Consider the following 11,647-nt stretch of genomic DNA (forward strand, 5'->3'; position numbering starts at 1 on the left):
GAGCTTGTGAACAGCCGCTCGACGGCCTCTGGAGCCCCGGTGGTCCCTCCCCCCGGGGCACGGCCCAGGGCGCTTCGAGCTCCCCTCCACCGGGGTGCCGGATGCTCCGCGTGCGTCGCCATCCGAGATTCGCCGAGGAGTTCACATGCCGGAGCAGGACCAGGGCCAGGACCAGGGCCAGGACCAGGGCCAGGGCCAGACCAAGCGTGTCGCCGTCGTCACGGGCGCGACCAGCGGCATCGGCCTGGAAGTGGCCCGCACGCTGGCCTCCTCGGGCCACCGGGTGTTCATCGGCGCCCGGGACGCGGACAACGTCGCCCGGACCGTGGAGGAGCTGACCGCCGAGGGCCTCGAAGTCGACGGCACGAGCCTCGACGTCCGCAGCGGGGAGGGCGTACGGGCCTGGATCGAGGCGGCCGTGGAGCGGTTCGGCACCATCGACGTGGTGGTCAACAACGCCGGCCGCTCGGGCGGCGGGGTCACCGCCGACATCGCCGACGAGCTGTGGAACGACGTCATCGAGACCAACCTCAACAGTGTCTTCCGCGTCACCCGCGAGGCCCTGAACGCGGGCGGCCTGCGCGCCAAGAACCGCGGCCGGATCATCAACATCGCCTCCACCGCCGGGAAGCAGGGCGTGGTCCTGGGGGCCCCGTACACGGCGTCCAAGCACGGAGTGGTGGGCTTCACCAAGGCGCTGGGCAACGAGCTGGCGCCGACCGGGATCACGGTCAACGCCGTCTGCCCCGGCTACGTGGAGACCCCGATGGCCGAGCGCGTGCGCCAGGGCTACGCCGCCGCCTACGACACCACCGAGGAGGCCGTCCTGGAGAAGTTCCAGGCCAAGATCCCCCTCGGCCGCTACTCCACGCCGCAGGAGGTCGCCGGGCTCGTGGGCTACCTGGCCTCAGACACGGCCGCCTCGATCACCTCGCAGGCCCTCAACGTCTGCGGCGGCCTCGGCAACTTCTGAGCCCCCGCGCCCGGCGCCGGCCACCCCTCAGGCCGGCGCCGGCGCCCTGCGGAAGGCGGGGCCGAGCAGGCCCGCCCGGAGCTGCTTGAGCTCGGCGGAGGGCTCCAGGCCCAGTTCGTCGGCGAGCAGTCCGCGCACCTTCTGGTAGGCCTGGAGGGCTTCCGCGCGGCGGCCGGCGGCTCCGAGCGCGGAGATGAGCCGGCTGTGGAACCACTCGTGGAGCGGGTAGTCGTTGATGAGCTTGCGCAGCTCGGGGATGGACTCGCGGTGCCGGCCGAGGCGCTCCTGCGCTTCGATGCGGGTCTCGAAGGCCCTGACGCGCAGCTCCTCCAGGTGCACGACGTGTCCGGCGAGGACGTCGCCGGCGGGGAAGTTCGACAGGGCCGGCCCGCGCCAGAGGTCGAGCGCCTGGCGGACGGTGCGCAGGGCCCTGGCCGGCTCCTCCTCGGCGAGTTCGTGGCGGGCCCGGGTGACCAGCCGTTCGAAGATCCGGACGTCGACGTCGGAGTCGTCGACCTGGATCGCGTAGCCGGCCGGGCTGGTGACGATCAGGCAGCGGCCGGCGGGAACCAGCCGCTCCTGCGTGAACATCCGGCGGGCGTGGTAGACGTACGTCTGGAGCGTGGTGACGGCGCTGCGCGGCGGGTTCTCCCCCCACAGCTCCCGGATGAGGGCCTCGGCCGTGACGATCTCCCCGGGCCGGGTGAGCAGCAGCGCGAGCGTCTGGCAGACCTTCGGGGTTCCGGGCTGGTAGGTCCTGCCGTCGTCGGTGACGATCTCGAAGGGGCCGATGAGATTGAAGCGCATGGAAGGTGACTCCTCATCAGCGGGGATGACGGACGTCTGAAATTACGAAAAGTCTCTTGTGCGGCGAATATGCACGTCAACCGGCGGTATGTCAGAACGCGGTCAATCTGCGTCAGGTTTGAGCCACCGACGGCCGGATTCCCTCCGCCCGCCGGGACGGGCGGAGGGAACGACCGTCCTCAGACGACGACGGCGCCGCGCCGGACGGAATCCAGCAGCTCCGCCTGGCTCAGGACGGCCGTGTCCCGGGCGGCCCCGGTACGGACCGCTCCGGCGAAGGCGGCGACGGCGGCGAGCACCTGGTCGTCCGGGGGGAGGGTGATCTCCTCGGTGCCGGTGCGGCGTTCGAGGCGGACCCGCGGCGGGTGCCCGGCGGGCGGGGTGAAGGCCCGCTCGACGGTGACGCGCCCTTCGCTGCCGGTGATCTCGTAGGCGCTGCGGTAGCCGTGGTCGAGGCCGAAGGCGAGTTGTGCGGTGACCCCTTCGGGGGTGCGCAGCAGAGCCGTGCCGGCCGTGTCGACGGCCCGGCCGGGGCCGCCGCGCACCAGGACGGCGCCCACGGTCTCCAGCCGGTTCCCGAGGAAGTGCAGGGCCGCCCGGACGGGGTAGACGCCGGTGTCCCACAGGGCGCCGCCGCCGAGGGCGGGGTCGTAGCGGATGTCGGAGTCGGGCAGCCGGGGAATGGTGAACTCCGCCCGGAACGACCGCGGTTCACCGATCGCCCCGTCGGCGACGAGCGCGCGGACGGCGGCGTGCTGGGAGTGGTGGACGAACATCACGTTCTCCCGCAGCACCAGCCCGGCCCCGGCGGCCAGGGCCGACAGCCGCCGGGTGGCGGCGAGGTCGGTGGTGAGCGGCTTCTCCGCGAGGACGTGCTTGCCCGCGCGCAGGGCCGCCTCCACCCATTCGGCGTGCAGGGCGGCCGGCAGCGGCACGTACACGGCGTCGACGTCGTCCCGCGCCAGCAGGGCCCCGTAACCGGTGACGGCGTCACAGCCCGCCTCCCCGGCCGTGGCGCGGGCCTTGGCGGTGTCGCGGCTGGCGACCGCGACGAGTTCGGTGCCGGGGCACTCCCGCAGGGCGGGCAGCATCCGGCGGCGCGCGATGTCGGCGCAGCCGAGCACGCCGACGCGTAGGGGCCCGGTCTCGGTGTCCATCAGAGCCGTACCGCTCCCGAGGTGAGGCAGGAGAGCAGGGTGCGCGCCTGCACGTTGAGGTAGTGGTTGTGCCGCAGCAGGGCGCTGAGCTGTCCCGGGGTCGCCCACAGGTAGCCCGGCGGCGCGTCGAGCGGGGCCTGGTCCTCGTCGGTGTCGAGGAACAGGTACCGGCTCTCCGCGTTCAGGAACCGGCCGCCCTCCTCGGAGTGCAGGGCCTCGTAGCGGATCCGGGCGGGATCGGCGCCGAGCACGAGGTCGAGGAAGGGCGGGCGCTCCGGCTCCGGCAGGTGCGCGTAGTTCGACGGGGTGTACTGCACGGTGGGGCCGAGCTCGACCGTGTCGGCGAAGCCGCCCTCGACGCGGGCGTGCACCAGCAGGTGCGGTACGCCTGCGATCCTGCGGGTCAGGAAGGCGGTGACGCCCGTGCCCCTGGGCTCGAACAGCGGCTGTGACCAGCTGGCCACCTCGCGGCTGCCCGCCTGTACGCCGACGGCGACGACGTCGAAGTAGCGGCCCTCCTCGTGCTCGATGGTCCGCTCGCCGCGCTTCCAGCCCGGGATGCCGGCGAGCGGCACGCGTTCGGCGCTGACGTCGTGGCGGGAGCGCTCTCCGGTGAACCAGGACAGCAGCTCGGTGTCGGAGTGGTGGGAGGGCGCCTCGGGGTCCGCGTACGGGGCGCAGGCCAGGACGGTGCGCGCGTCCATGTTGATCACGTTGTCCTGGCGCAGCAGCTCGCCGATCTGGCCGAGGGTCAGCCAGCGGAAGTCGTCGTGCTCGGGCACCTCGTCGACGGCCTCGACGAGCATGTTGCGGTTGCTCTTGCGGTAGAACCACGAGCCGTGCTCGGACTGGAGGACGTCGGCGAGCACCCGGCCGCGGCCGGGTTCCGTGAAGTACTCGATGTAGCGGACGTCGGCGCCCTTGTGGGCCTTGGTGTAGTTGCTGCGGGTGGCCTGTACGGTCGGCGACAGCTGGAGCAGGTTCCGGTTGCCGGGCTCCATCTTGGCCTGCATCAGGAAGTGCGGGACGCCGTCGAACTCCTTGACCAGGATGCCGAGGATGCCGACCTCGGGCTGGCGGATGATCGGCTGGTGCCACTGCCTCTCGACGCCGTCGGTGGTGCTGGTCACGCGCAGGCCCTCGACGGTGAAGAACTTCCCGCTGCGGTGGCCGAGGTTGCCGGTGACCGGGTCGAAGGACCAGCCGTCGAGCTCCGCGAAGGGGATCCGGTCCACCTGGAAGCGGTGTGCGCGGCGGCGTTCCTCCAGCCAGCCGTGCACGTCCGAGGTGTCGGCCGCGGCCGCTTCGGGTGTGGCGGCCGTCACGAGTGGCTCCCCACGAACTCCTTGACCGAGGCGATGACGTAGTCGAGCATCTCGTCGGTCAGTGCCGGGTAGACGCCGACCCAGAAGGTCTGGTCGGTGATGACGTCGCTGTTGGTGAGGTCGCCGACGACGCGGTGCGGCTGGCCGATGTAGGCCGGGTGGCGGGTCAGGTTGCCCGCGAAGAGGCGCCGCGTACCGATCTTGCGGTCCTCCAGGAAGTCCACCAGGGCGGCCCGGGTGTAGGGCGCCTCGGGGTCCACGGTGAGGGCGAACCCGAACCAGCTCGGGTCGCTGCGCGGGGTGGCCTCGGGCAGGATCAGGTGCGGCACGCCGTCGAGGCCGTCGCGCAGCCGGCGCCAGTTGCGGCGGCGGGCGTCGCAGAAGTCGTCGAGCTTGTCGAGCTGGGTGAGGCCGAGGGCCGCCTGGATGTCGGTGGCCTTCAGGTTGTAGCCGACGTGCGAGAAGATGTACTTGTGGTCGTAGCCCTCGGGGAGGGTTCCCATCTGGTAGTCGAAGCGCTTGAGGCACTTGTTGGTCTCGCCCGGCTCGCACCAGCAGTCCCGGCCCCAGTCGCGCAGGGATTCCACGATCCGCGCGAGCGCCAGGTTCGAGGTCAGCACGCAGCCGCCCTCGCCCATGGTCAGGTGGTGGGCCGGGTAGAAGCTGACGGTGGTGATGTCGCCGAAGGTGCCCGTCAGCTGTCCGTCGTAGGTGGAGCCGACCGCGTCGCAGTTGTCCTCGATGAGGAACAGCCCGTGGTCCTCGGCGAGCTGGGCGATCTCGGCGACCTCGAAGGGGTTGCCGAGCGCGTGCGCGATCATGATCGCGCGGGTCTTCGGGCCGATGGCGGCGGCCACCCGGTCGGCGGTGGTGTTGTAGGTGCCGAGCTCGACGTCGACGAAGACGGGGACGAGCCCGTTCTGGATGATCGGGTTGACGGTGGTCGGGAAGCCCGCGGCCACCGTGATCACCTCGTCGCCGCGCCGCAGCCTGCGGTCCTCCAGGAGGTGCGAGGTGAAGGCCGTCATGGCCAGCAGGTTCGCCGAGGAGCCGGAGTTGACCAGGTGCGCCTTGCGCCGCTTCAGCTTGCGGGCGAACCGCGACTCGAAGCGGCGCGAGCTGGGGCCCGCGGCTATCCGCATCTCCAGGGCGGCTTCCACGAGCGCGGTGCGGTCGTGCTCGTCGAGGACGGCTCCGGCGGGCCAGATCTCGGTGGTGCCGGGGACGAAGGGCCGGTCGTCCTGTGCGTCCTGATGGAACTTGACGGTCTCGTCGAGGACGAGTCCCTTGTGGACGTTCATGCCGGGGTCCCTTCACGGCCCTCGGGGCCGAGGTTGTCGGTTCGGTGCTTGACGGCCTTCCACCAGCCGGGGTTGTCGCGGTACCAGGCGACGGTGTCGGCGAGGCCCTGCTCGAAGGGGACGCGCGGCGCGTACCCGAGCTCCTCGCGGATCTTGGTCTCGTCGAGGGCGTAGCGCAGGTCGTGGCCCTTGCGGTCGGCGACCCGGCGCACCGCGGAGCCGTCGGCGCCGCACAGGGCGAGCAGCCGCTCGGTGATGTGCAGGTTGGTCTGCTCGTTGCCGCCGCCGATGTTGTAGACCTCGCCGGCCCGGCCCCGGTCCAGGACCAGGGCGATCGCCCGGCAGTGGTCGTCGACGTGCAGCCACTCGCGGACGTTGCGCCCGTCGCCGTACAGGGGGACCTGTTCGCCCTCCAGCAGGTTGGTGACGAAGAGCGGGATCAGCTTCTCGGGGTGCTGGTACGGCCCGTAGTTGTTCGAGCAGCGGGTGATGGAGACGTCGAGTCCGTGCGTGCGCCAGTAGGAGCGCGCGATGAGGTCGGAGGACGCCTTGGACGCGGCGTACGGGGAGTTGGGCTGGAGCGGCCACTCCTCGGTCCAGGCGCCCTCGGCTATGGAGCCGTAGACCTCGTCGGTGGAGACGTGGACCACGCGCCGGACCCCGGTGACCAGGCAGGCGTCCAGCAGGGTCTGGGTGCCGCCGACGTTGGTGCGGACGAACTCGGCCGCGGAGTACACGGACCGGTCGACGTGCGACTCGGCCGCGAAGTGCACCACCGCGTCGTGGCCGGGCAGCAGAGCGAGCAGCAGCACCTCGTCGCAGATGTCGCCCCGGACGAAGTCCAGCCGGGGGTGGACCGCCGGCAGGTTGTCGCGGTTGCCCGCGTAGGTGAGCTTGTCCAGGACCGTGACCCGCGTCTCCTCGTGGCCGGGGTACCCGCCGTCGAGCAGGGTCCGGACGAAGTGCGAGCCGATGAAGCCGGCACCGCCGGTGACCAGCAGCCTCATACCGCCTCCTCGAAGCGTGTCCGTCCGAGGACGAGGTCTGTCATGTCGTTTCTCCTTGGAAGGAAGGGGGTGGGGAGGCCGGGGCTCACTGCGGCGGGTTCCCGTGCTTGCGGGCGGGCAGGTCGGCGTGTTTGGCGCGCAGCATCTCCAGGGACCGGACGAGCACCGCCCGGGTCTCGCGGGGGTCGATGACGTCGTCGACGAGGCCGCGCTCGGCCGCGTAGTACGGGTGCATCAGCTGGTCCTTGTACTCGGCGATGCGCTGCGCGCGGACGGCCCCGGGGTCGGCGGCGGCGGCGATCTCGCGCCGGAACACCACGTTGGCGGCGCCCTCGGCGCCCATCACCGCGATCTCGTTGGTGGGCCAGGCCAGTGCCAGGTCCGCCCCGATGGAACGCGAGTCCATGACGATGTACGCGCCGCCGTAGGCCTTGCGCAGCACCAGGGAGATCCGCGGCACCGTCGCGTTGCAGTACGCGTACAGCAGCTTGGCGCCGCGCCGGATGATGCCGTTGTGCTCCTGGTCCACGCCCGGCAGGAAGCCGGGCACGTCGACCAGGGTGACCAGCGGGATGTTGAAGGCGTCGCAGAACTGGACGAACCGCGCGCCCTTCTCGGAGGCCTCGATGTCGAGCACCCCGGCGCTGGCCATCGGGTTGTTGGCGACGATGCCCACCACGTGCCCGTCGAGGCGGGCCAGCGCGCAGACCAGGTTGGCCGCCCAGGCCGGGTGCACCTCGAAGTACTCGCCGTCGTCGACGACCTCCTCGATGACCCCGCGGACGTCGTACGCCTGCCCGGGCTGCACCGGGACCAGGTCCAGCAGTGCCTCGCAGCGGCGGTCGGCGGGGTCGCCGGAGCGTTCGACGGGGGCCAGCTCCCGGTTGTTGGACGGGAGCAGCCCCAGCAGGTAGCGGACTTCGGCGATGCAGCTCTCCTCGTCGTCGTACGCGAAGTGCGCGACGCCCGAGACGGCCGAGTGGACGTCGGCTCCGCCGAGGCCGTTCTGGCTGATCTCCTCGCCGGTGACCGCCTTGACGACGTCCGGGCCGGTGATGAACATCTGCGAGGTCTCGCGGACCATGAACACGAAGTCCGTCAGCGCCGGGGAGTACGCGGCGCCGCCCGCGCAGGGGCCGAGCATGACGGAGATCTGCGGGATGACGCCCGAGGCCCTGGTGTTGCGCTGGAAGATGCCCCCGTAGCCCGCCAGCGCCGAGACGCCCTCCTGGATGCGTGCGCCCGCACCGTCGTTGAGGGAGACCAGCGGGGCGCCGGCCGCGATGGCCATGTCCATGATCTTGTGGATCTTGGCGGCGTGGGCCTCGCCCAGCGCCCCGCCGAAGATCCGGAAGTCGTGCGCGTAGACGAAGACGGTCCGGCCGTCGACCGTCCCCCACCCGGTGACCACACCGTCCGTGTGGGGATTCTTCGCCTCCAGCCCGAAGCCCGTCGCCCGGTGCCGGCGCAGCTGCTCGACCTCCGTGAAGGATCCCTTGTCCAGCAGCAGCCCGATCCGCTCGTGCGCGGTCAGCTTGCCCTTGGCGTGCTGGCGCTCGGTCGCGCTGTAGTCGCCGCTGCGCGCGGACTCCTTGATCCCATGGAGCTCTTCGGTGCGGGACCGGATCGTGTCCTCCGCTCTGGACATGGGTGTTCCACCTCTTCTGTGGGTCGTGGGCCGGGCCGTGGCGGCGGTGAGCCCGTCGACGGCCGGCGCCGGTGTCAGGCCTGGTAGGGGTTCTTGGCCCGGCCCTCGCGCAGGGTCGTGGCCCACCAGGCGAGCTGGTCGAGGAGCACCTTGGCCGCGTTCACCGGCCCCTGCTCGTCCTTGGGCCGGCCGTCCTCCCCGAACTGCTGCCACGCCGAGTGGAAGCTGACGACGTCGCGGACGGTGACGGCGTGCAGCTCGGCGAAGACCGGACGCAGCTGCTCCACCGCGCGCAGGCCGCCCGCCAGGCCTCCGTAGGAGACGAAGCCGACCGGCTTGGCGCGCCACTGGGTGTAGTGCCAGTCGATGAGGTGCTTGAGGGAGGCCGGGAAGCTGTGGTTGTACTCCGGCGTCACGACCACGAACGCGTCGGCCTGATCGAGGCGCGGCGAGATCGCGGCGAGCGCCTCGGCGGTCTCCGGGGAGGGCTCGTTCGACAGGGCGGCCGGCAGGTCGTGATCCGCCAGGTCGATCACGTCGACGACGAGGTCCTCCCGCTGCCGGGCCTCCGCGGCGATCCACTCACCGGGTACGGGCCCGAAGCGGCCCTCGCGGACGCTGCTGATGATGACGGCCAGCCGCAGGGCTTCACCCGGCTGGGTGTTCGACATGTTCTGTCCTTCCATGGACGGTTCGGCGGTGGAGGGCGTCGGCCGCGTGGCCGGCGGTCAGGCCCTGCTCTCGGCGTAGGTCTTGGCGTGGCCGAGGGTGGCGCGGCTGTTGTTGCTCACCGCGGTGCGCACGTACTGCTTGGCGTCTTCGACGGTGGCCTGCTCGCCGAGGATCTTGGCGATGTTGGCGGTGTTGATGGTGATGGTGTGCTGCGAGGACGCGGCCACACCGTCGCCGTTCTCGGTGAAGGTCCAGTAGCCGGTGTGCAGGGTCATCAGCCCGGGCAGGGTGGTCTGCTTGTAGGCGATCTTCTGGTGGGGGAAGGTGACCCGGTAGGACTTGGTGGTGTACAGCGAGCCGTCCTTGGCCCGGCTGTCCATCTCCAGCTCCTGCAGCCCCGGCGTGTCCTCCACCAGCCGGACCGTCGCCACGTGCGGCAGGCGCTCCTCCCAGCGGTCGGCCTCGTTGATGAAGTCGTAGACGTCCTTCGCGGACCCGTTGATCTGCACGGTGTCCTCGAAGGAGAACGTCAGGTCCTCCGCCGCGTGCGCCAGCTCGACGTTCGTCTTCAGCGCGGCCAGCTCGGACTTCGAGTTGCGGTCCACGGCCTCGTCGATCCACGCCAGGCTGTCGGCGTCGTCGTCCACGGCCCGGTAGTCGTGCAGCAGGCGCACGCGCGACTCGCCCTCGCCGAGGGGCTCGATGATCCAGGTTCCGCCCATGGCGGCGATCGGCGGTGCCGGTATCTCCTGGCGGAAGGTGATCCGCAGCCCTTCGGGGTCCAGGGTGCGGCGGGAAGTCCAGTTCTTGGCCTCTCCGTTGGCCGTCGCCCAGATGCGGATGCGCTCCTCGTTGTCCCCTGCCGGGGTGTGGTCGACGTAGATGGTCGGCGGGAAGATCCGCGGCCAGTTCGTGACCTCGGCGATCAAGCGGTAGACGGCGGCGGCCGGGGCAGAGATCGTGATCTCGTGCTCGACCTCGCGCAGACCAGGCTGCGACATGCTCATGACTCCTCGGGAGTGGGGACGGTTCGGTCGTCGGCGGATCGCGGTGCGATCGGCGAGGACGGCCGCCGCGCCTGGGCGGCGGCCACGGTGCTGCTCCGGGCCCCCGGCGAAACTCCTGCCCGGCCGGCGGACACCCCTGTGCGGAGGGGCCGCGGGCGCGGGCAGGAGCTACGCCGGGGGGACGTCTCAGGCGTCGACGGAGACCTTGAGGTGCTGGTTGACGGCTTCGACGAGGGAGCGGGGGGTGCTGTTGTCGCTGAAGATGTCGTCGTCGAGCGTGATGCCGAACTCGCGCTCGATACGGCCACCGGTCTCCAGGAGCGCCAGCGACTCGTAGCCCAGGGACTCGAAGTCGAGGTCGAGGACGTCGCCGTCGAGGTCGACGCCCTCATCCGCGCCCGCACCCTCCAGGAGGATGCGCTTGAGGTCGTCGAAGGTGAATTCCTGCTTGGACAAGATGGATCCCTTTCATCGATGTTCCGCGGCCGGGGGATTTCGGCCGCGAGGCAGAAGGAACGCACGCCGCCGTCGGGGGAAGGTGACGGCGGCGGGCTCCGGCTTGGGGCCGTCAGTCGACGGCGCGTAGGAGGGCGGCGGAGTTGAAGCCGCCGTGGCCGCGGGCCAGGACGAGCGCGGTGCGCACGGAAGCGGTCCGGGAACGCCCGGTCACCAGATCGATGTCATAGACGGGGGACAGTTCGACGTTGGTGGTCGGCGGGATCAGTCCCTCGCGCATCGCCAGGACCGCGCAGACCACATCGACCGGCGCACCGCCCGCGCCGAGCCGTCCGGTCATCGTCTTGGGCACCGTCACCGGCACCCCACGCGCACCGAACACCGCACTGATCGCTGCGGCCTCCTCACGGTCCAGACGCCCCACACCCGCACCATCGGCGAACACCACGTCCACCTCGGCCGGATGACAGCCCGCATCCGCCAGCGCACCCTCCACCGCCCGCCGCAACCCCGGCTCACGCCCACTGCCGGGCCGCGGATCGAACGTCGCCGCATACCCCGCGAACTCGCCATACACATTGCGCCCGGCCCGGTCCCGGACACTGTCCTCGTCCTCCAGGACGACGATCGCCCCACCCTCACCCGGCACATAACCGGACGCCGCCCCATCGAAGGGCAGATAGGCACGCTCGGGCTCATCACTGAGGGACAGGGAGCCGCCGGCCAGATGCGCGGCCCACCCGAACGAGCAGACCGAAGCGTCGAAACCGCCCGTGGCGATCAGCCGGCTCCCCCTGCGCAGCCGGCGCCGCGCATGCGCCAGAGCATCCAGCCCGCCCGCCTGGTCACCTACCAGAACCCCGGCCGGACCCCGCAGATCATTACGGACCGAGATCTGACCACTGTTGACCGCGTAGAACCAGGCGAACGACTGATACGCACTCACATGCCGGGCACCCTGACCCCACAGCTTGCCCAGCTCCCGCTCACCGAACTCAAAACCCCCCGACCCCGCCGCCGTCACCACACCCATGTCACAGGGATGGATGTCGCCCGGCGCGATCCCCGCATCAGCGAACGCGCAGTCGGTGGCCACCAGCGCCAGCTGGGTCACCCGGTCCGTCTGCGGCACCAGCCGCCCCGGCAGATGATCCCCCGCCGAAAAACCATGGATCTCCCCCGCCAGACGCGCCGGGAAGGACGAAGCATCGAACCGGGTCACAGGCCCGATCGCGTTCTTCCCGATCCGCGTCGCCGACCAGAAGTCCTCCACCCCCAGCCCGCTCGGCGCGGC

At 71.1% G+C, this 11,647-nt stretch carries 11 protein-coding genes; 1 reads left to right on the forward strand and 10 read right to left on the reverse strand.

Annotated features, from left to right (window positions below; translation table 11 throughout):
• Positions 1–145 precede the first annotated feature (145 nt).
• Entirely contained in the window at positions 146–973 is an 828-nt protein-coding gene (gene fabG, locus ACZ518_RS36020; RefSeq protein WP_469117256.1) for a 3-oxoacyl-ACP reductase FabG, read from the forward strand.
• A 27-nt stretch (positions 974–1,000) separates the two neighbouring features.
• Here fabG and ACZ518_RS36025 read toward each other — a convergent pair whose 3' ends face one another.
• The 10 genes from ACZ518_RS36025 to ACZ518_RS36070 form a co-directional block, all read right to left on the reverse strand.
• Complete coding sequence (locus ACZ518_RS36025) at positions 1,001–1,780, reverse strand: AfsR/SARP family transcriptional regulator (RefSeq protein WP_469117257.1); 780 nt, start codon at positions 1,778–1,780, stop codon at positions 1,001–1,003.
• A gap of 179 nt (positions 1,781–1,959) precedes the next feature.
• Entirely contained in the window at positions 1,960–2,937 is a 978-nt protein-coding gene (locus tag ACZ518_RS36030; protein ID WP_469117258.1) for a Gfo/Idh/MocA family protein, read from the reverse strand.
• Positions 2,937–4,262, reverse strand: coding sequence for an NDP-hexose 2,3-dehydratase family protein (locus tag ACZ518_RS36035; RefSeq protein WP_469117259.1), 1,326 nt, complete (start codon positions 4,260–4,262; stop codon positions 2,937–2,939). The genes ACZ518_RS36030 and ACZ518_RS36035 overlap by 1 nt, the downstream gene beginning before the upstream one ends.
• On the reverse strand, positions 4,259–5,563 hold the full coding sequence (rfbH, locus tag ACZ518_RS36040) for a lipopolysaccharide biosynthesis protein RfbH (RefSeq protein WP_469117260.1): 1,305 nt from the start codon (positions 5,561–5,563) through the stop codon (positions 4,259–4,261). Before rfbH ends, ACZ518_RS36035 begins: the two co-directional genes overlap by 4 nt.
• Positions 5,560–6,570, reverse strand: coding sequence for a dTDP-glucose 4,6-dehydratase (rfbB, locus tag ACZ518_RS36045; RefSeq protein ID WP_469117261.1), 1,011 nt, complete (start codon positions 6,568–6,570; stop codon positions 5,560–5,562). The genes rfbH and rfbB overlap by 4 nt, the downstream gene beginning before the upstream one ends.
• Positions 6,571–6,655: 85 nt before the next feature.
• The gene (locus ACZ518_RS36050) at positions 6,656–8,218 is read right to left on the reverse strand and encodes an acyl-CoA carboxylase subunit beta (RefSeq protein WP_469117262.1); all 1,563 of its coding nucleotides are present in this window, start codon (positions 8,216–8,218) and stop codon (positions 6,656–6,658) included.
• 74 nt (positions 8,219–8,292) lie between these two features.
• Positions 8,293–8,889 (reverse strand): NADPH-dependent FMN reductase, encoded by a 597-nt coding sequence (locus ACZ518_RS36055; RefSeq protein ID WP_469117263.1) that lies wholly within the window; start codon positions 8,887–8,889, stop codon positions 8,293–8,295.
• 57 nt (positions 8,890–8,946) lie between these two features.
• Positions 8,947–9,891: an aromatase/cyclase gene (locus ACZ518_RS36060; RefSeq protein WP_469117264.1), complete on the reverse strand. Its 945-nt coding sequence runs from the start codon at positions 9,889–9,891 to the stop codon at positions 8,947–8,949.
• 192 nt (positions 9,892–10,083) lie between these two features.
• Positions 10,084–10,353 carry an acyl carrier protein gene (locus ACZ518_RS36065; RefSeq protein ID WP_469117265.1) on the reverse strand — a complete coding sequence of 90 codons (270 nt, stop codon included), beginning with the start codon at positions 10,351–10,353 and terminating at the stop codon, positions 10,084–10,086.
• Between the two features lie 112 nt (positions 10,354–10,465).
• On the reverse strand, positions 10,466–11,647 hold a 1,182-nt coding region (locus ACZ518_RS36070; protein ID WP_469117266.1), incomplete at its 5' end, for a ketosynthase chain-length factor.

The organism is Streptomyces sp. NPDC033966 (assembly GCF_055575955.1).